Origin of the sequence: Polaromonas naphthalenivorans CJ2 (genome assembly GCF_000015505.1) — a bacterium.
In the GTDB taxonomy this organism is placed as follows: domain Bacteria; phylum Pseudomonadota; class Gammaproteobacteria; order Burkholderiales; family Burkholderiaceae_C; genus Polaromonas; species Polaromonas naphthalenivorans.
Genome location: NC_008781.1, coordinates 2,952,150 through 2,969,937 on the forward strand (window position 1 = coordinate 2,952,150; position 17,788 = coordinate 2,969,937).

The window sequence follows — 17,788 nt, forward strand, 5'->3', positions numbered from 1 at the left end:
CGGCGCGCAGCAAGGCCATCAAACAACGGGAAGCTGAAGCACGGGCACGGCATTCAGCCGCTGCAGGCGTGGACGCAAGCCCGGCAATACCTTCAGTCATCGAGCCAGATGCAGGCAGCCATGCGCCCGGTGGTGGCGAAGCCATTGCCCGCGATGCCGGCATCGCGCCGGTGGGAAAAGAACCTTGAGGGATTGCCAACGGTACACCAGGGCGGGCTGCCGTCGTTGCCGTAAACCTGCGTGATGCCCAGTGCCTCCAGCCGAAGACGAGCCAGGCCTGGCAAGTTGGCCAGGTATTTCCCGGGGCCGACCGGCACAAAGAAACGTGCCGCTTCAGGCTGCACCGATTCAAACGCCAGCTTGACTTCAGCACCTACTTCAAAAGCGGAAGGCCCGATGCACGGACCCATCCACGCTATTGTTTTGATAGCTACCTGCGCATATCCAGTGTGCGCAAGAGCACTAAAAGACTCATAAACTGACTCGATAACGCCCCACCCGCGCGGGTCGCCGCAGCCGGCCAGCCCGCGCCAGCCGGCATGGGCTGCGGCAACCACCCCGCCATCGTGCGTCGCCAGCAGCACCGGCAGGCAGTCCGCCACCATGATGGTACAGGCCAGCTTGCGATGCACCGTCACGCAGGCATCGGCAGGCTGGCCGTCGGCGCTGGACGGCTCAAGCAACTGCACCCTGGCGCCATGCACCTGGTTCATGAAGACCGCCTGGCTTGTTCCCGTGGCGCGTCGCAGCACGGCGCGGTTCGCAGCTACCGATGCGGGCAGGTCGCCGACATGATCGCCCAGGTTCAGGCTGTCAAACGGCATGGCCGACACACCGCCAGCACGGGTCGTGAACACCGCTCTGACGCCGGCAGGCGCTGGCCAGTCCGGAACCAGCCAGTCGGGATGAAGTGCGTTGTGCAACTTCAGGCTTGGCTGTCGGGGCATGCCGAAGGCTGTGCTTTTTGAAAGGCAGATAGTGCCATGCAGGCGTCGTAGGCGGCCATGGTCAGCGGCAATCCGTCAAAATTCACATTGAAACGCGCGGCATTGAAGATTTGCGGCACCAGGCAGCAGTCGGCCAGCGTCGGGGTGTTTCCGTAGCAATAGGTGGACGCCGGCAACTGGACCAGTTGCCGTTCGAAAGCTTCCAGCCCCTCCCGGCACCAGTGGCGATACCAGTTGTTCTTGGCCTCTTCCTCGACCTTGAGATCGCGCACCAGGTACTTGAGCACGCGCAGGTTGTTGAGCGGATGAATCTCGCAGGCAATCGACTGCGCCAGAGCCCGAACCCTCGCGCGGCCCAATGCATCGGCTGGCAGCAGTGCCGGCGTGGGATGCAGTTCGTCAAGGTATTCAATGATGGCCATCGACTGCGACAGCCTTTCGCCATTGACCTCCAGCAGCGGCACCAGGTGATCGGCGGAAAGCGCGGCATAAGGCTCTTTCTTGTGATCGCCCCTGGCAATCTGAACCGGAATGTATTCGTAGATCAGGCCCTTGAGTTCAAGCGCAATCCGCACGCGAAACGAGGCGGAAGAGCGGAAATAGTTGTGCAGCTTCATGGCTGAAAGCATAAACCGAAATGGCCTTTTGCCTGCTTGGAAGCTTTCGGGAACCCATGCGTTTTGTCAACCGATGGTGGCAAAGCGGGTTCCCGCCTGTTTGATGCCCCAAAGTAGTTCGACCAGCGCCGGATTGTTCAGCAGCGGCTCGCCCATGAGGATCAGCCAGTAGCCGGCCCCGTCCACCCAGAACGGCATGAAAACATGGTCAGGCAGCAAAAATTCCGGGTCGCGGTGAAACGACACATAGCGCGTGCCGCCATCCCAGCCGCGCCGCGCCTGCCGGGCTGCAAAACCGGAATAGTCTGCAGCGGCGGCGCAAACAATCTCGGCCTCGTCCTGATCGACACCGGTGCGGCCCAGGCAAAAGCCTTCTTCAGAGGCCAGAACGGCACGGCGCTCGCCCGACAGTGAGGCAATCACATGCTGCAAGAAATCGTCAAGACGGGCATCAGGCCCCTGCAGGGAACTGTGCAGCACCTGCACCCAGCCGCTGTCGAGAGCGCCAGCCAGCACGCTGGGCGCCAGCGGATCAGCAGCGGTCCAGGCAGCCAGGTTCAGCGACCGCTCGCCGGTCAGCAGCGTTTGCAGGGCGGATGCCGTCTGGTCCGGTGTTGGGTGGGCAAACGCATGCAAGACACCGGCAGGCGTCAGCATGAAGTATTCAGATGCAGTCAAGGTCATGGCAATTGTTTAACAGAGGTGTTGAAAAATTCATGCAGCAAGCACACTGCGGAGTCAGGCTTTTTTGTCCAGCTGTTCATGCGCCAGCTTCCAGAGAAAGGGTTCCAGCGGCTCTATCGGCATGCCCAGGCGCAACGCCCGCGCCATGGCATCCTTGTCGTCAATCGTATCGATCTCGATGCTTGAAGCGAGTGCATCGTTCCCACACAGATCTTCCAGCACCGGCAGTGACGTGTTGCTCGCCATCCATTGCGCATCAGGATGAAAGATCATTCTGTTGAGGAACGAAACCCGGACTTCGAACGGATTGTGTAGCGCCAGCGCTTCACCCAGCATGCGCATGAACAGTGGCGGTTCATGTCCGGGAAAAGTGCCAGGACGGGCCTGGAATTCACCGGCAGTCATCTTTCCGCCCTCCTGCGCCACGGGGGATGAAGGTGGCATTGCAGCCATGACTGGCGAAGCGATAACGCGAGGCGCCGATTCAGGGGGAAGCACCCCATGGGGCACTGATGGCGCAACCGGCAAGGCTTTGGGCTGAACAGGGGTTGCGCGGCCAGCTGCGGCCTGTTTGAGCGCAGCCCGCATGTCTTCAGTACCGTAGGGCTTGTGCAGCAGCACCAGCGACTGGCTTTTCATGAGATGGCTGTCCAGCGCCGACCAGGTCTGGTCAAAAGCGGGGGCAACCAGCACAGCGGGCGCCCCATCAAGCGCCTTGAGCAGATCGCTCTGCGCTTCCTCAGTCCAGCGCCGCATTCCCCTGCCCGCCAGATCGACCACATACAGGTCTGCGGGCGGCAAGGACTCATCAAGCCCGGCTGTTACCGCGCTGCACTGCCAGCCTGGCTGTGACTTGCCGACCAGCATGCCCAGAGCCACTTCTTCACGGGTGGTCAGACCCACCAACGCCACGTTCATGTCAACTCCCGGGTTTGTTCCAGTTGCAGGCTGACCGCTTCCCAGTCGCCAGGCAACGCCGCACCAGACTTGAGCAGTGCCCGGCGCGCCAGCATGAATGCCAGGTTGTCATGGCAGGTCACGCAGTGGTGCAAAAATTCGTTTTGAGCCGGCTTGTCGGCGGCCCTGAAGGCCAGGACCGCCTGCCCGGCCAGCATGCGGGAATCGTCAACGCTGCAACGCCGGGCCCGGGTTGAAATATCCGCCGAGGGGTGGGCCAGCACGCTCCAGCGCGTCGCCAGGGGATTGATGGCGGGCAGTGCCGCCTGTGCGACCTGCGCCTCGAACCAGCGGGCCGCATGCGCCGAAAGACGGCCCTGCGAGAGTTGCAGGGCCGTGCGCTTGAGGGGCGCATCGTGCGCACCAAAACAGCTGAACAGGTCGGCCAGCGCGCCCTGCACCGGCTCGGCGCCTGCCAGCTCAAGCGAGGCATGCAGGCGCGCCATGTGCGAGCCGACATCGGTCGGGTCGCGCAGCAGATGCCGGGCGTGCCGCCGTACCGCCAGCCTTGCCATTCGCTGGCCAGATGCAGGCCCGGTCACGCGTCGTTGTGCATCGTCAGTCAAGAAGCGTGTCCATCAGGTCTATCATGAATTCCGCATCTTCCTGGGTCATCGCTTCAAACCCCTTGGGAATACCGAGTGCCTCAAGCACGTCGCTGTCAGCAGGCTCGCGCCCGATACCCAGCAAGGCTTCGCTGAGGCGCGGCAAGTCGCCAGCCATGCGCGGGTGCGCCAGCACCACATGCGAGATGTCGCTGATCCTGCTTTCCACCAGAACGCGCAGCTGGCTGCGCGTCATGCGGGTGAGCGACGCATAGGCTTCGGCCAGGAAAAAACCGGCCTGCACCCCGCCCTTGATGGTCAGGCGCGCAACGGCCTGAAAACTCTCCACCGGAACCCACTCGATCAGCGACTCGTTCAGGTCGGCTGGCTCCAGCAGGCGCAAGCCAATCAGCTTGACGTCCTTGTTGTCCGTCAGCGCAATGCGGCTGCCGGGCTGGATGTCCTCCAGCTTTTGCAGACTGGATTCAGACCCGGTGGCAATCACCATCTCGTCAAACCGCTCGGCTGGCCGTGCGAACGGTACATAACCCTGGCTGCGGATCATGTCGGCAGCATCAAACGGGTTGGCATACACCATATCGACTTTGCCCTCGGCCAGCAGGGCCGCCTGTTCGGCCGGACTCGCCGGGGTCAGCAGGTGAAGGTGAATGCCGGAGCGACGCTGCAGCAGCGTGTTGAGCATGTGCCAGCCGGCAAAACGCTCGGGGGAAAAATCAGGGGCGATCAGAAAATTGAGGGTCATGATGCGATTTTTTCCTTCTCCTGCTCCAGCCACTGGCGGTACACCGGAATCAGCTCGTCAATGCGTGTGCGCGAAGGCTTGCGGCGTACCGAGGTGTAGCCTGCAATTTGCCCATTGCGGATATTGGGGACAGCCGTTGCATAGACCCAGTAGTAGGAGCCATCCTTGCGCAGGTTCTTGACGTAACCATGCCATTTCTTGCCTTCCGAAACCGTGTTCCAGAGATCCTTGAAAGCGACTTTGGGCATGTCGGGGTGGCGCAAGATGTGGTGCGGCTTGCCGATCAGCTCATCGCGCACCCAGCCGCTCAGCTCGACGAAGGCGTCGTTGGCATGGGTGATGATGCCGTCAAGGTCGGTGCGCGACACAATCAGGCGCCCTTCGGGGAACGGCACCTCCACCTCTGTGGCAAAGACGGTTCGGGAAGCACCGTCGGTGTAGGTCAGCCGTGACTCGACAGCGTCTGCGGTCGGCCTGGTCATGTCGGGAAGTCTCATCGCAGCTCCTTTAGATCAGCTTGGACAGCGTCTCGGCGGCCCGCTTGATGTCCAGAAAGATCAGGCCCAGCTTGGCATTGGACTTGGCCAGCACCGTCAGCACCGCCTCGGGGCCCGCCGAACTCATGATCACGTAGCCGCGCTCGCCCTGAATCAGTACCCGCGCCAGCGTACCGCGCGCCAGTTCGCGGGCGGTACGTTCGCCCAGAGACAGCAAGGCAGCAGACATGGCACCAATCCGGTCTTCGTCCATGCCGTGCGGCAGGGCCGAGGCAATCATCAAGCCATCGGTGGATATCAAGGCTGAAGCCTCGATATCGGCTGTTGAACCGTTCAGGTCCTCCAGCGCCTGCTGAAACATGTCTGTGCGCATCGTTCTACTCCATATACGTGAATTCAAATTTAGTGCCATTATTAAACAGCCATGACGCCTGGTTACGATTGACACACATCAAAACTACTTTAATACGTCGCATGGGTTAGCGCAAGTTCCCCCGAAAACGGGTTTTGGACGGTGCATGCCGCCTTGAGTCAAGCATGACGGGCAACCCTTGAAATTTGACGCTAGAGTTAGCGCTTTCCCCAAAAACTCAACAAACTACTGGAGCCTTCATGATTCTTGAACTTGCCGACATCCGCATTCAACCCGGCCAGCAGGCGGCTTTTGACGAAGCCATCGAACGCGGCGTGCGCACCGTCATTGCCAACGCCAAGGGTTTCCAGGGCTACAAAGTCAACAAGGGCATCGAAAGCCCCGAGCGCTACCTGCTGCAAATCTTCTGGGAAACGCTTGAAAACCATACCGTCGATTTTCGCGAGTCACCCGCCTATGCCGAATGGCGCACGATTGTCGGACCGTTTTTTGCGGGGCCACCCACGGTGGAGCATTTCAACCTGCTGGTCAAATCGGATTGATCCGGCGCATCGCACAGACGAAACCAAGGCTGGCGGACAATTTTTGCGCACCGCCCCAGCCTTTAAAAAACTGTTCCCTCAAAAATGAACCCACTCCCCCAGATGCAGAGCCGGCTGAAAAAGCTTTCAGCCTTTTCAATCCAGGCAGCGCGCACTACGTTTTTGATAGCTGCCTGCACCCTGCCCATATGCGGTACGGCACAAAATAGCTTAAAAAACCCCGAAGCAACTACGGCCTGGCCAAGCCGGCCGATTCGCATCCTGGTCGGCTTTCCCGGAGGCTCGACGCCCGACATGTCGGCCCGCACCCTGGCGGAACCCCTGTCCAAAGCGCTGGGCCAGCCGGTCATCATTGAAAACCGGGTGGGCGCCTCGGGCAACATCGCGGCGGATCTGGTTGCCAAGGCAAGTGATGACCACACGCTGGGCGTCGTCATCAACGGCAACCTGACTTCGGCCAGGCAGCTCTACGCCAGGCTGCCCTACGACCCGGCCAGGGACTTTGCGCCCATCTCGCTGCTCACCACCGCACCGCTGATGCTGGTGGCCCCGGCGAGTCTGCCCGGCGGGGCCGAATTTTTTGCAGCGGCCAAGCAGGCAGGCAGCCAGTGGAACTACGGCTCGGTCGGCAACGGCTCGGTCGCGCATCTGGGCATGGAACTGATCAAAAGCCGCTCTCCCGGCATGGCGCCAGTGCATGTTCCGTATTCCGGCAATCCGCAGGTCGTCACGGCCATGCTGGGCGGCCAGATCCAGATGGCGCTGGTACCGCCCGGCCTTGCCATGCCGCACATCCGCTCCGGCAAGCTCAGGGCCATTGGATTGACGGGCGGACGCAGTCTGCTGGCACCGGATGTACCGCCATTGGCCGATGCCGGCCTGAAGAATGTCAACCTGGAAGTCTGGACCGCGCTGATTGGTCCGGCCCGCCTGTCCAAAGCGGCCCAGGCGCGGCTGGCCCAGGAAGTTCCCCGCATCATTCGCGATGCGGATACCCGGCAAAAGCTGTTCGCGCAAGGCTGGCAGGCCGTCGGAACTTCGCCCGAAGGCCTGACAGGCCGACTGAAGGACGAAACCGCCATTCTGGGCAATATCATCCAGACACGCGGCATCAAGATCGAATAGCCGCAGCCCGGCACAGACCTCCAAAGGAATCCCCGCCATGAGTTTTGTTTTTACACCCCCCGCCACGGTTTCCGTGCCAGTCGCCGGCACTAAAGACCGTTTTCCGGTCCACCGTATTTATTGCGTCGGCCGCAACTATGAAGATCATGCAAAGGAAATGGGTTTCACCGGCCGTGAGCCGCCCTTCTTTTTCCTGAAGCCCGCCGACGCCATCGTTGCGGTTGAGGCTGGCGGCAACGCAAGCATGCCCTACCCCAGCCTGACCAACAACCTGCACCATGAAATCGAGCTGGTCGTGGCGATTGGCAAAGGCGGCAAAAACATCCAGGCTGCCGATGCGCACCAGCACATCTTTGGCTATGCCGTGGGCCTGGACATGACGCGCCGCGACTTGCAGGGCGAGATGAAAAAACAGGGCCGCCCCTGGTGCATTGGCAAGGCCTTCGATCATTCCGCGCCGATTGGCCCAATCACCCCGGCAGCGCAGGCCGGCGATGTGAACCATGCCGAAATCTATCTGCAGGTGAGCGGCCAGGAGCGCCAGCGCAGCAATGTGTCCAAACTGATCTGGAATATCGCCGAGACGATTGAACACCTGTCGGCGGCGTGGGAACTGCAGCCCGGCGACCTGATCTACACCGGCACCCCTGAAGGCGTGGCAGCCGTGGTGCCGGGCGACATCCTGACCGGAGGCGTTACAGGCCTGGAAACGCTGAGCATCAGGATTGATTGATTGATTCACAGACTGGCAGCGAGTGGCCTTGTTCCCAACCGGGCTCATATCCGGTTTCTATGGTGATTTAGGACTTTTGCGCATGATAGCCATGCGTTTTAAGCTATATTTTTTATAGCATTCTGCGGGGCATGAACCTTCTTCTTGACAAATACAAACGTCAAAGCCGCTACACTTATTTGATGCACCGTCCCCCCCTGAAACACTGCCGAGTTTGCGGCACCGCCGTGGTTTATCGCCTGCCCGATGATGGCGACACGAAGGAGCGGGCGGTCTGCCCGGCCTGCGCTACCGTGCATTACGAAAACCCGCTCAACGTCGTCGGCACCGTGCCGGTCTGGGGCGAAGATGGCGGCCAGGTACTGCTGTGCAAACGCAATATCGAACCGCGCTGGGGCAAATGGACGCTGCCGGCCGGTTTCATGGAAATGGGCGAAACCACCGCAGAAGGCGCTGCCCGCGAGACCGACGAGGAAGCCGGCGCGCAGTATGAAATGCAAGCCCTTTTCAGCATCATGAATGTGGCTCGCGTGGGTCAGGTCCACCTGTATTACCGGGCGCGGCTGCTGAGCACCGAGTTCAATCCCGGCCATGAAACCATTGAAGCCCGGCTGTTCACCGAGTCGGAAATTCCATGGGACGAGATTGCCTTCAAGACGGTCAAGGAAACACTGGAGCGCTATTTCGACGACCGCCGCAAGGGCCGGTTTGGCATCCATGTGCTTGATATCGCCTGAACTGCCGGCCTTCGTTCACGCCGGGCAAGCACACTTCACAACTTCACATCCTGAGCGCGGCGCAAGAATTTCAGGCACTGGATGGACTCCTTGCCGGGCATTTTCGCCGTCACTTCCCTTTTCACCCGAACCCCAAAAAATCGGAAATCCATGTTCAAATCCGCCTCCTTTTTCCGCATTGCCACCGACTTTGTCCTTCCGCCTCTGGACGCCCTGGAAGAAGCACTCCAGTCGGCCCAGTTCATGCCCTGCGGCGCCACGCAAGCCGAGTCTGTCGGCTGGGTTCCTCCTCGCGGCAACAAAAGCACCGTGATGGTGGAAACCGTCGGTACGCAGGTCATTTTGCGGCTGAGCATCGAGCGCCGCCCCCTGCCCGCTTCGGCCGTCAAGGCCGAGGTGGAGGAACGGGTCGAAAAATACAAGCAGGAAACCGGCCGCGAACGCGTCAGCGCCAAGATCAAAAAAGAGTTCAAGGAAGAAGCCATCCAGAGCCTGTTGCCGCGCGCCTTCACCAAGCGCTCATCCACCACGCTGTGGATTGACCCGGTCAACAAATTTCTGGTGGTTGACTCCGGCAGCCTGACCGGCGCCGACAAGGTGGTCAGCCAGTTGATTGAAGCCCTGAGCGAAATCCCCGGCACCCGCCCGGGCCTCATGGCCAAACCGGTGCAGACCACGATGGCCGCCGGCGCCGCCATGGCGCACTGGCTGGCCAGCCGCGAAGCCCCAGTCAGCTTCACGGTGGACCGCGACTGCGAACTCAAGATGCCCGACGACCAGAAATCGACCGTCCGCTATTCGCGCCACACGCTTGAGATCGACGAAGTGGCGGAACATATCGCATCGGGAAAAGTACCCACCCAACTGGCGATGACGTGGAATGAGCGTGTCTCGTTCGTGCTGACCGACATGGCCCAGATAAAGAAAATCAAGCTGCTCGACGTGGTGCTTGATGGCGTGCAGGAAAACGGCAAGGATGACGACGGCTTTGACGCCGACGCGGCCATCGTGACGGGCGAGCTATCGGACCTGATTCCTGACCTGCTTGAAGCCCTGGGCGGCGAGCTTTCAATGGATGGAACGTCTCCCCCGACAGTAGCCGGACCATCTCCAGAGCGCCAACTCGCTGCTGCGTAGCCCCTGGCTTGCCCGGGACGGCCTGCCTTTTGTGAACGTCAAAAGATAAGACCCATCCGATTGACAAGGTTTTGAATAACAGGTAATCATGAATTTTCTGTCGAACTGAAGGCCTTCGGAATTAACTTGGCTTTTGCCATCATTGGGCCGCATCTCAATCGGGAGCTTGTCATGAGATTTCATCTGTTTGAACCGCGTGCTGAAGCACACATTCGCAAATCCCTTGAGTATCTGGAAGAAGCGAACCTGGCTTGGGTCGAACACCAGGCAGCCGCAGAACACCACGCCGCACTGGCAAAAATGTATGCCGAACGAATCGCCAGAATTGAAGGGGAACTCAAGAATGCACACCAGCCTCGCTCCATGCTGATGCGCCAACCCGCTGAAGAGTCACGCGACGATAGTGAGCGGTCCAAGGCGGAATCCGTAGTGGTTTACCCGTCTCGAACAACGAGATAAAAAACCCGACCTTGCCCCGAAAAACGTATCCCTTGCTGCGTAAGGTCGGCTATTTACGGATAAGCACTTATTCCAGCGCCTTGAGTTTGCGGTAAAGGGAGCGTTCGCTGATGCCCAGCTTATTCGCCAAATCCGCCCGGCTTCCCCGGTGGCCGCTGACCAATTGCTGCAGCGCAGCGCGTTCGATGGTTCTAAGAGCGCCTGGCGCCAGGGTCAAGCCCTTCAGGCTGCTGACGGCAGTGTCGGTGATGCCGGCATCGCAAGCTTGCGGATGGACACGCGGCCCGGCCGACGGGCGTCTTCCCGACGACAGGGCCTGCTGGATATGGCTGGCTTCGACCGTATTGCCATCGCACAGCAGCGCCGCACGTTCCAGCAGGTTTCGCAGTTCCCTGACATTGCCCGGGTAATCCTGCGCCTGCAGCAAGCGCAGTGCGGGCTCGCTGATGCGCAGCTTGCGCTGAGGGGCCACGCGCTCCAGCAAGGCGGCTGCCAGCAGGACGATGTCGTCCCTTCGTTCGCGCAAGGCGGGCAGGTGAATCGGAAACGTGCTCAGGCGGTAGTACAGGTCTTCACGAAACAGCTCCTGGGACACCATGCGGTCCAGGTCGCGATGGGTGGCCGAAACCACGCGGATGTCGGCATGGCGCAGCTCAGTGCTGCCCACGCGGCGGTAGGTGCCGGTTTCCAGCAAACGCAGCAGCTTGACTTGCATGATGAGTGGAATATCGCCCACCTCGTCCAGGAACAGGGTGCCGCCACTGGCCGCCTCGATCAGACCGCCCCGGGCGGTGCTGGCACCGGTGAAAGCGCCCCGCTCGTGGCCAAACAACTCGGACTCAAACAGGTTTTCCGGCAAGCTTGAGCAATCCACCGCCACCAGCGCACGCTGCGCGCGCGGGCTGGCCTCGTGGATCGCCTGGGCGACCAGTTCCTTGCCGGTACCGGACTCTCCCAGCAGCAGCACAGTGGCCTGCGAGGGCGCAACGCGCGCCACGAGCGCCAGCATGTGCTGAAAGGCAGGCGCCCGCCCAATCAGGCCCTGGGCTGCCGGCTGACCCTGTGCCACCCGCAGACGCTCCATCTTCTCGACGAAAAAAGCCTGTTCGCCATGGGCGTCCAGCAGCGGGGCCAGCTCGATGTTGACGTACTCCTCACCCTTGGGCGTGTGGTGCAGGTGCAGCACCCGCTCACGCTGCCCCGACGCGCGCGATTGGGCCAGTGGGCATGACTCGCCGGCCTGGTCACACGGCACGTTGAAGTGGTGCGACACCTCATAGCAGGTGCGCCCCACCACGCTTTGCACCGGGCTGAACTGCTGCCGGTAAGCCGCGTTGGCCGCCAGGATGCGGTATTGGGTGTCGAACAGGATATGCGGCTCGCTCAAGCCCTCCAGGTAGGACATCAATTCGGGTAATGGCTTCACGGCGGCTCCTTGGTTTCGCTGACATGCAGTCTATGCCTGAATTGGCAGTCCCTGTCAAATATGGCAGTTATCTCCTTCTGGCATCTAACGCCGACTTTATTTAAAACCGTAACTCATTGAAGTTAAACGATATTTATTCGGCTCGCGCCGTGGCACGGTTCTTGAAATACAGAACTCACAAGCGTATTGATTGTCATGCCCACCCTGAAAAATCCCCTCGTCAAAAAACTGGCTGTCGTGCTGCTCATCAAGCTCGTCGTGCTGGTCGCGCTGTGGTGGGGATTTGTGCGAGACCAGCGCGTGACAGTCAACACAAACACCGTGGCCGCGCAGTTGGCGGGCTGGCTGCGCTTTGGGGCTTGAAGATGTACTTCCGCATCCTGCATGACGAAGCCAGCGGCGAATTGACCTACCTGCTGGCCGATCCGGACGCCCGCGAGGCCGTGCTGGTGGACCCGCGCGGCCGCGACCTGCCGGTGCTCGGCGCCTTGCTGGCGGAGCGCGAGTTGCGCCTGCGCTGGGTGTTGCGCACGCATCAGCACGACCATCTGCAAGTCCGGGAGCCGGCGCAACTGGCCCGCCTGGGCGCGCCGCTGGTGCAAGGCGCTGCCGGTGAAACCCTGCGCATGGCCCGCGACGGCGACCTGCTGCCCTTTGGCCATGAACTGCTTCGCGTGCTGGCCACGCCGGGCCATACCGCCGGATGCCTGAGTTTTGCCTGGCGCGACCGGCTGTTTTGCGGCGGCCTGCTGGCGGTCGATGCCTGCCCCCACCAGCCCATCCCCGCCCAGCCCGAAGCCCTGTGGGACAGCGTGACGCAGCGCGTGTTCACACTGCCCGACGAGACGCTGCTGTTCGCCGGCCATGGGCGCCGCGCCCGCGCCGTCAGCACCGTGCTGGAGCAGCGGCGCTGGCATCCGTTTTTTGCCGGCCTGTCGCGCGACGAGTTCCTGGCGCGCGTGGCTGCCCTGCCGCTTGCTCCGCATCATGCAGCGCTCAACGCGCTTGCTTGATACCTATCCACCTGACGCTGCCACCTGAAAAAACACCATGACAACCCCAAAAAAAGTCATCCCCATCATCGCGCAAGCGGCGGACGCCGAAATGATCTCCCTGTACGCGGCGCACGAGAAAATCTATCCCCGCAGCGTTTCGGGCTTTTTTGCCAGTTGGCGCTGGGGCGTGGTGTTTTTGACCCAGCTGGTGTTCTACGGTCTGCCGTGGATTGAATGGGGACAGCGCCAGGCGGTGCTGTTTGACCTGGCCTCCCGGCGTTTCTACATCTTCGGGCTGGTGCTGTATCCGCAGGACTTTATCTACCTGACGGGCATCCTGGTCATCTCGGCCCTGTCGCTGTTCCTGTTCACGGCGGTGGCCGGGCGCCTGTGGTGCGGCTACGCCTGTCCGCAGACGGTTTACACCGAGATTTTTCTCTGGATAGAAAGGAAGATGGAAGGCGACCGCGCGGTCCAGATGCGCCGCGATGGCCAGCCCTGGTCGCCGGGCAGGCTGTGGCGAAAAGGCGGCAAGCACCTGCTGTGGCTGGCGGTGGCCTTGTGGACCGGATTCACGTTTGTAGGCTACTTCACGCCCATCAAGGTGCTGGGCATGGAATTTGTGCAAATGAGCATGAGTTCCTGGGAAGCCTTCTGGACTTTTTTCTACGGCTTTGCCACCTACGGCAACGCCGGCTTCATGCGCGAGCAGGTGTGCAAGCACATGTGCCCTTATGCGCGCTTTCAAAGCGCCATGTTTGACAAGGACACGCTGATCGTCACCTACGACGCCGAGCGCGGCGACCCGCGCGGCGCCCGTTCGCGCAAGGCTGACCCGGCAGCGCTGAACCTGGGTTCGTGCGTTGACTGCAACCTGTGTGTCCAGGTCTGCCCCACCGGCATCGATATTCGCAAAGGCCTGCAGTACGAGTGCATTGGCTGCGGCGCCTGTGCCGATGTGTGCAACACTGTGATGGACAAGATGGGCTACGAGCGCGGACTGGTGAAATACACCACCGAAAACGCCATGAAGAACAAGTGGACCCAGGCGCAGACCTGGCGCCATGTGCTGCGGCCCCGCATCTTGATCTACACGGCAATCTTGCTGGGCATTGTCATGGCCATGCTGGTCAGCCTGACGCTGCGCACGCCGTTCAAGGTGAATGTGGTGCGTGACCGTGGCGTCATGGCGCGCATTGTCTCGGGCGGCAACATCGAGAACGTCTATCAGTTGCAGGTGATGAACGCCACGGAGGCCGATCAGCGCTACAAAATCCGCGTCACGGGCCTGCCTGGCCTGGCCATCACGTCGGAAGACGTGGTGATGGTCGAGTCCACCCAGGCGCGCCGGCTGGCCGTCCGGGTGCAGGCGCCGTATGAGGCGGCGGCGCCGGGAACACACCCGATCGCATTTGAAATCGACGCGCTGGACTCTGCGGGTCATTTGGTGGAAAAATCAGTGTTTATGGTTCCCCGCTAGAGCGAAATCACGCTGACTTTCCATCACGGCGCTCAAGGTGACCGGCAGTTTTTGCTACTGATTTAATAGCTACTTGCGCATACTGTGTATGCGCAAGAGGCATATTTTATGCTTGAAATCAGTTTTCTGGCTAAAACGAAGACGCGCGAAGAAGGCTGTCCATGAAGTCCGGCGAGCCCTTGAGATCGCTGAGGCATGCGCGCCCAGGCCTTGATTTGAAGACACCTACCCAAGGAACTACCGATGACTGCCGAAGTGACCGCAACACCCTATGCCGACCAACTGCGAAGCATGCTGGGCCTTGAGCCCTCGCAAGAGGCTGGCACGCTGTGATGCAGCGCCTGCGCCGTGGTATGCATGCGCAGATACTGCGTCGGCTGCGTGCGCCGCGCTTGCCCCACCACAGCTCGCCTTCAGCGCTCGGTCTTGACGCGCAGCCGCTGCGCCTGCTGGCAGCAGGAGGCAAAACCTTGTTCGCATGGTTTGTGCCCGCCCTTGGCGCAGCCCCCGCGCCCGCCGTCGTGGTGATGCACGGCTGGGGCGCCAACGCCAGCCTGATGTTGCCCGCAGGGGCCCCCCTTCATGCCGCCGGCTTCGCTGTGCTGCTGATGGATGCGCGCTGCCACGGCGCCAGCGACGATGACGACTTCACCTCGCTGCCCCGCTTTGCCGAGGATATTGAAACCGGCCTTGACTGGCTGAAGCAGCAGCCCGGCGTTGACAGCGCCCGCCTTGCCATCATGGGCCATTCGGTGGGTGCTGGCGCTGCGCTCTTGTGCGCCGCGCGCCGCCCAGACCTGCGCGCCGTGGTGAGTCTGAGTGCGTTTGCGCATCCACGCGAGGTGATGCTCAGGTTTCTGGCAGATGCACGTATCCCTTACCCGGTGCTGGGCTGGTATGTGCTGCGCCATGTGCAGCGTGTCATCGGCGTTCGCTTTGACGAGATTGCCCCGCTGACCAGCATGCGCCGGATCCGTTGCCCCGTGTTGCTGGTGCATGGCACAAACGACGAGGTGGTGCCGTTCGATGATGCCCGTCGCCTGCAGGCAGCGGGCCTTCCTGGTGCGGTGCAGTGTCTTTCGGTGACGGGTGGGCATGACCCCAGCCAGGCGATTGAAGAGCACTTTCCCCAACTGATCGACTTTTTGCAGCGTTCGCTCGCTACCGCCGCAGAGATGGACGTGGCCCGCGCCTACGGCATGATCCACCCGGGCGCAGCAGATACGTAAAGCCGTGCGCACCACCTTACTCATCGACACCAACGGCATCCTGCGTGCCATGGTGTACTACCCAATGAGCAGCGGCCGCCGACAAACACTGAACCCTTTCAGGCTCGAAAAATATGCAAGAACCCATCATCCAATCGTCTTTTGATCCTGACACTTTCACCGTCACCCACATCGTGTCCGATCCTGCCACGGGGCGCGCTGCCATCATCGACAGTGTGCTGGACTATGACCCGAAGTCGGGCCGCACCTCGCACGCCAGCGCTGACAAGGTGATTGCGTATGTCCAGCAGGCCGGACTGAAGGTCGATTGGCTGCTGGAAACCCACGCTCACGCCGATCACTTGTCTGCCGCACCCTACCTCCGGGAAAAGCTTGGCGGCAAGATCGCCATTGGGCGGCACATCTGCGAGGTCCAGGGAGTTTTCAAGAAAATTTTCAATGCCAAGGACATGAACACCGGGGGCGCCGAGTTTGATCACCTGTTTGACGATGGTGAACAATTCAAGATCGGACAAATCGAGGTCCGCGTGATGCATACCCCGGGACATACGCCAGCCTGCCTGACCTACATCACCGCCAGGGATGCCTTTGTCGGTGACACGCTGTTCATGCCTGACTACGGCTCGGCGCGCTGCGACTTTCCCGGCGGCGATGCGGCTGTGCTCTACCGCTCGATCCGCAAAGTGCTGGCGCTTGCGCCCGATATGCGGCTACACCTGTGCCACGACTACCCACCGGACGGCCGTGCCCCCGCATGGGTGAGCACCGTGGCCGAGCAGCGCGCCCACAACATTCACGTTCATGACGGTATCGGCGAAGCCGAATTCGTCAGCATGCGCACAGCGCGCGACAAGACGCTGTCCATGCCCGTGCTGATCCTGCCGGCCGTCCAGGTCAATGCGCGCGCAGGCAAATTGCCACCGCCCGAAGACAACGGCGTGAGTTATCTGAAGATTCCTGTCAACCTGCTCTGAGCGCCCGGCGCAGAAAATCGCTCAAGCGCTGAAAATGGGCGCACGAAACTTGTCGCGCCCATCTCACCTTGAGCAGGCTGATTACTTGACGGTGGCTTTTGTCAAACTGGCCTTGAGGGACTTCATGTTTTCCTGCAGCGGGCCGAACGGGCCGAATTGATGCTGGTCTGCCGGGGCGCCATCGACATAGGGCGGGAACGGGGCATCGACCGGCTTGTTCCAGCGGGCCGGAAAGTCACGCTCGGTATGGGCCTTGACCGGCCGTGGCTTGCTCAGCACGAAGGCCGCAACGTCGTAGGCCTGGTCATCGCTCAACTGGGGCTGGCCGTGCTGCGTGCCCAGCGGCATGTTGGTTTTGATGAAAGAGGAAGCAAACAGCAGGCGGCTCATGCCGGCGCCGTTGTTGAAGGAATCCTTACCCCACAGCGGCGGGAAGGTATAGCCCGTGGCGCTGCCCGGTGCGCCGGCCCGCACGCCCGCACCTTCGGCGCCGTGGCAGCTGGCGCATTTTTCCTGGTAAACCGTGCTGCCCGCCACCGTGTCGGCGCGCCGGTCCGGCGCCTTGAAGGGCGGCAATCCCTGGCCTTCGACCTTGCCGCCCACGGGCACGTCTTTGGACAGGAAATGCATGTAGGTGATGAAGGCCTTCATCTCCCGGCTGTCCAGCGGCAGCGCCTTGCCCGCCATGCTGCGCTCCATGCAGCCATTGACACGCTCCTGCAGCGTGCTGACTTCGTCTTCACGGGCGCGGTATTGCGGAAAAGTGGCGTGCGCGCCGACCCAGGGAATGGCGAACTTCTTGGTGGCCGAGGCTTCATGGCAGGAGGCGCAAGCCAGGTTGTTACCGGAAAACCGCATCTTTTCATTCTTGACCTCGGGACCGATGTAGGCAAAGGTGCGATCCGTCAGTTCCTTGCCGTACCGGACCAAACGGCCATAGGGGTCGTCAGGCAGGCGCGAGACATCATAGGCTTCGGCAGAGCCCATGGCAGCTGCTGCCGGGGCAGAAGTCTGTGCATGCAGCCCTCCCGCTGCAGCAAGCAGGGCCAGGAAAATCAGGGGTGCGGTCATGTTGAACTCCATTGGTAGGGTGAAAGAGAAGCGCTCGCCTGAATAACCCGGAGGTTGACTCAGATCAAACGCAAGGACGATGGGATCGGTAGATTCATGAGCAGGCGTCCCGCAAGCAGTGATTCATTCGGCGGGGGGAAAGACTTGGTGTTTCTGGGCGGCTTGCTGCAGTTGCCGCGCAATCTTGCCGCAGACCAGATCGCACAGTTCGTACACCGACTCATCGGCAATACGGTAATAAGCGCTGGTTCCCCGGCTTTCGCGGGCCACCAGCCCGTGCTTGGTCAGCATCGTCAGATGGCGCGAAATGTTGGCCGCCGTGAAACCGCACAGTTGCGCCAGTTCGCCCACGTTGTGCTCCTCCTGCCTGAGCAGATTGAGAATTTGAAGGCGTGTCGGCTCCGACAGGGCCTGGAAGTAGGCGGCGATTTCAGTCAGCGCCTCGGGCGGCAAATTTTCCATGATGGGAAGTCCTCAACGAACTGCTTTTTAGAACC

General features: G+C 61.2%; 22 protein-coding genes. 11 read left to right on the plus strand and 11 right to left on the minus strand.

Going from position 1 to position 17,788, the window contains the following annotated elements:
* Positions 1-92: 92 nt before the first annotated feature.
* The 8 genes from pgeF to PNAP_RS14050 form a co-directional block, all read right to left on the minus strand.
* Positions 93-947 (minus strand): peptidoglycan editing factor PgeF, encoded by an 855-nt coding sequence (gene pgeF / locus PNAP_RS14015; RefSeq protein ID WP_049763690.1) that lies wholly within the window; start codon positions 945-947, stop codon positions 93-95.
* Positions 926-1,564, minus strand: coding sequence for a maleylacetoacetate isomerase (gene maiA, locus PNAP_RS14020; RefSeq protein ID WP_041376715.1), 639 nt, complete (start codon positions 1,562-1,564; stop codon positions 926-928). Before maiA ends, pgeF begins: the two co-directional genes overlap by 22 nt.
* 66 nt (positions 1,565-1,630) lie before the next feature.
* Positions 1,631-2,248, minus strand: coding sequence for a hypothetical protein (locus tag PNAP_RS14025; protein WP_011802187.1), 618 nt, complete (start codon positions 2,246-2,248; stop codon positions 1,631-1,633).
* 54 nt (positions 2,249-2,302) lie between these two features.
* Positions 2,303-3,166, minus strand: a complete 864-nt coding sequence (locus tag PNAP_RS14030; RefSeq protein ID WP_011802188.1) for a hypothetical protein — start codon at positions 3,164-3,166, stop codon at positions 2,303-2,305.
* Positions 3,163-3,771: a hypothetical protein gene (locus PNAP_RS14035; RefSeq protein ID WP_157040291.1), complete on the minus strand. Its 609-nt coding sequence runs from the start codon at positions 3,769-3,771 to the stop codon at positions 3,163-3,165. Before PNAP_RS14035 ends, PNAP_RS14030 begins: the two co-directional genes overlap by 4 nt.
* Positions 3,764-4,513 carry a phosphate/phosphite/phosphonate ABC transporter substrate-binding protein gene (locus tag PNAP_RS14040; protein WP_011802190.1) on the minus strand — a complete coding sequence of 250 codons (750 nt, stop codon included), beginning with the start codon at positions 4,511-4,513 and terminating at the stop codon, positions 3,764-3,766. Before PNAP_RS14040 ends, PNAP_RS14035 begins: the two co-directional genes overlap by 8 nt.
* Positions 4,510-5,010 (minus strand): PAS domain-containing protein, encoded by a 501-nt coding sequence (locus tag PNAP_RS14045; RefSeq protein ID WP_011802191.1) that lies wholly within the window; start codon positions 5,008-5,010, stop codon positions 4,510-4,512. The genes PNAP_RS14040 and PNAP_RS14045 overlap by 4 nt, the downstream gene beginning before the upstream one ends.
* A gap of 10 nt (positions 5,011-5,020) precedes the next feature.
* Positions 5,021-5,383, minus strand: coding sequence for a roadblock/LC7 domain-containing protein (locus PNAP_RS14050; RefSeq protein ID WP_011802192.1), 363 nt, complete (start codon positions 5,381-5,383; stop codon positions 5,021-5,023).
* A gap of 239 nt (positions 5,384-5,622) precedes the next feature.
* On the opposite strand from PNAP_RS14050, the gene PNAP_RS14055 reads away from it, so the two are divergent.
* The 6 genes from PNAP_RS14055 to PNAP_RS14080 all read left to right on the plus strand — a co-directional run bounded on the left by PNAP_RS14055 (position 5,623) and on the right by PNAP_RS14080 (position 10,116).
* On the plus strand, positions 5,623-5,925 hold the full coding sequence (locus PNAP_RS14055; RefSeq protein ID WP_011802193.1) for an antibiotic biosynthesis monooxygenase family protein: 303 nt from the start codon (positions 5,623-5,625) through the stop codon (positions 5,923-5,925).
* Between the two features lie 102 nt (positions 5,926-6,027).
* The gene (locus PNAP_RS14060) at positions 6,028-7,050 is read left to right on the plus strand and encodes a Bug family tripartite tricarboxylate transporter substrate binding protein (RefSeq protein WP_157040415.1); all 1,023 of its coding nucleotides are present in this window, start codon (positions 6,028-6,030) and stop codon (positions 7,048-7,050) included.
* Between the two features lie 37 nt (positions 7,051-7,087).
* Entirely contained in the window at positions 7,088-7,783 is a 696-nt protein-coding gene (locus PNAP_RS14065; protein WP_011802195.1) for a fumarylacetoacetate hydrolase family protein, read from the plus strand.
* 182 nt (positions 7,784-7,965) lie between these two features.
* The gene (locus PNAP_RS14070; RefSeq protein ID WP_041377287.1) at positions 7,966-8,520 is read left to right on the plus strand and encodes an NUDIX hydrolase; all 555 of its coding nucleotides are present in this window, start codon (positions 7,966-7,968) and stop codon (positions 8,518-8,520) included.
* A 150-nt stretch (positions 8,521-8,670) separates the two neighbouring features.
* The gene (locus PNAP_RS14075) at positions 8,671-9,657 is read left to right on the plus strand and encodes a recombination-associated protein RdgC (RefSeq protein WP_041376716.1); all 987 of its coding nucleotides are present in this window, start codon (positions 8,671-8,673) and stop codon (positions 9,655-9,657) included.
* A gap of 126 nt (positions 9,658-9,783) precedes the next feature.
* Positions 9,784-10,116, plus strand: coding sequence for a hypothetical protein (locus PNAP_RS14080; protein WP_011802198.1), 333 nt, complete (start codon positions 9,784-9,786; stop codon positions 10,114-10,116).
* Positions 10,117-10,183: 67 nt separating this feature from the next.
* Here PNAP_RS14080 and PNAP_RS14085 read toward each other — a convergent pair whose 3' ends face one another.
* Positions 10,184-11,521, minus strand: a complete 1,338-nt coding sequence (locus tag PNAP_RS14085; protein WP_041376717.1) for a sigma-54 interaction domain-containing protein — start codon at positions 11,519-11,521, stop codon at positions 10,184-10,186.
* A 216-nt stretch (positions 11,522-11,737) separates the two neighbouring features.
* Between PNAP_RS14085 and cydP the strand changes: the two genes are divergently transcribed.
* From cydP to PNAP_RS14105, 5 genes are all read left to right on the plus strand, one after another.
* Entirely contained in the window at positions 11,738-11,905 is a 168-nt protein-coding gene (gene cydP, locus PNAP_RS27670; protein ID WP_198140638.1) for a cytochrome oxidase putative small subunit CydP, read from the plus strand.
* Between the two features lie 2 nt (positions 11,906-11,907).
* Positions 11,908-12,555 (plus strand): MBL fold metallo-hydrolase, encoded by a 648-nt coding sequence (locus tag PNAP_RS14090; RefSeq protein WP_011802200.1) that lies wholly within the window; start codon positions 11,908-11,910, stop codon positions 12,553-12,555.
* A 37-nt stretch (positions 12,556-12,592) separates the two neighbouring features.
* Positions 12,593-14,017, plus strand: coding sequence for a cytochrome c oxidase accessory protein CcoG (ccoG, locus tag PNAP_RS14095; RefSeq protein ID WP_011802201.1), 1,425 nt, complete (start codon positions 12,593-12,595; stop codon positions 14,015-14,017).
* Positions 14,018-14,487: 470 nt separating this feature from the next.
* A complete protein-coding gene (locus PNAP_RS14100; protein WP_232290702.1) occupies positions 14,488-15,246 on the plus strand; it encodes an alpha/beta hydrolase in 759 nt (252 codons plus the stop codon).
* Positions 15,247-15,359: 113 nt separating this feature from the next.
* Positions 15,360-16,220 carry an MBL fold metallo-hydrolase gene (locus PNAP_RS14105; RefSeq protein WP_011802203.1) on the plus strand — a complete coding sequence of 287 codons (861 nt, stop codon included), beginning with the start codon at positions 15,360-15,362 and terminating at the stop codon, positions 16,218-16,220.
* Positions 16,221-16,301: 81 nt separating this feature from the next.
* Here PNAP_RS14105 and PNAP_RS14110 read toward each other — a convergent pair whose 3' ends face one another.
* Positions 16,302-17,291 carry a c-type cytochrome gene (locus PNAP_RS14110; RefSeq protein WP_011802204.1) on the minus strand — a complete coding sequence of 330 codons (990 nt, stop codon included), beginning with the start codon at positions 17,289-17,291 and terminating at the stop codon, positions 16,302-16,304.
* A 123-nt stretch (positions 17,292-17,414) separates the two neighbouring features.
* Positions 17,415-17,753: an ArsR/SmtB family transcription factor gene (locus tag PNAP_RS14115; protein WP_011802205.1), complete on the minus strand. Its 339-nt coding sequence runs from the start codon at positions 17,751-17,753 to the stop codon at positions 17,415-17,417.
* Positions 17,754-17,788: the final 35 nt, after the last annotated feature.

Bases quoted from the DNA above. Each gene is read 5' to 3' on its own strand.
- maiA (WP_041376715.1), bottom strand. From the start codon at position 1,564: ATGAAGCTGCACAACTATTTCCGCTCTTCCGCCTCGTTTCGCGTGCGG.
- PNAP_RS14070 (WP_041377287.1), top strand. From the start codon at position 7,966: ATGCACCGTCCCCCCCTGAAACACTGCCGAGTTTGCGGCACCGCCGTG.
- PNAP_RS14075 (WP_041376716.1), top strand. From the start codon at position 8,671: ATGTTCAAATCCGCCTCCTTTTTCCGCATTGCCACCGACTTTGTCCTT.
- PNAP_RS14065 (WP_011802195.1), top strand. From the start codon at position 7,088: ATGAGTTTTGTTTTTACACCCCCCGCCACGGTTTCCGTGCCAGTCGCC.
- pgeF (WP_049763690.1), bottom strand. From the start codon at position 947: ATGCCCCGACAGCCAAGCCTGAAGTTGCACAACGCACTTCATCCCGAC.
- PNAP_RS14050 (WP_011802192.1), bottom strand. From the start codon at position 5,383: ATGCGCACAGACATGTTTCAGCAGGCGCTGGAGGACCTGAACGGTTCA.
- PNAP_RS14030 (WP_011802188.1), bottom strand. From the start codon at position 3,166: ATGAACGTGGCGTTGGTGGGTCTGACCACCCGTGAAGAAGTGGCTCTG.
- PNAP_RS14115 (WP_011802205.1), bottom strand. From the start codon at position 17,753: ATGGAAAATTTGCCGCCCGAGGCGCTGACTGAAATCGCCGCCTACTTC.
- PNAP_RS14085 (WP_041376717.1), bottom strand. From the start codon at position 11,521: ATGTCCTACCTGGAGGGCTTGAGCGAGCCGCATATCCTGTTCGACACC.
- PNAP_RS14060 (WP_157040415.1), top strand. From the start codon at position 6,028: ATGCAGAGCCGGCTGAAAAAGCTTTCAGCCTTTTCAATCCAGGCAGCG.
- cydP (WP_198140638.1), top strand. From the start codon at position 11,738: ATGCCCACCCTGAAAAATCCCCTCGTCAAAAAACTGGCTGTCGTGCTG.
- PNAP_RS14105 (WP_011802203.1), top strand. From the start codon at position 15,360: ATGCAAGAACCCATCATCCAATCGTCTTTTGATCCTGACACTTTCACC.
- PNAP_RS14045 (WP_011802191.1), bottom strand. From the start codon at position 5,010: ATGAGACTTCCCGACATGACCAGGCCGACCGCAGACGCTGTCGAGTCA.
- PNAP_RS14090 (WP_011802200.1), top strand. From the start codon at position 11,908: ATGTACTTCCGCATCCTGCATGACGAAGCCAGCGGCGAATTGACCTAC.
- PNAP_RS14040 (WP_011802190.1), bottom strand. From the start codon at position 4,513: ATGACCCTCAATTTTCTGATCGCCCCTGATTTTTCCCCCGAGCGTTTT.
- PNAP_RS14055 (WP_011802193.1), top strand. From the start codon at position 5,623: ATGATTCTTGAACTTGCCGACATCCGCATTCAACCCGGCCAGCAGGCG.
- PNAP_RS14025 (WP_011802187.1), bottom strand. From the start codon at position 2,248: ATGACCTTGACTGCATCTGAATACTTCATGCTGACGCCTGCCGGTGTC.
- ccoG (WP_011802201.1), top strand. From the start codon at position 12,593: ATGACAACCCCAAAAAAAGTCATCCCCATCATCGCGCAAGCGGCGGAC.
- PNAP_RS14110 (WP_011802204.1), bottom strand. From the start codon at position 17,291: ATGACCGCACCCCTGATTTTCCTGGCCCTGCTTGCTGCAGCGGGAGGG.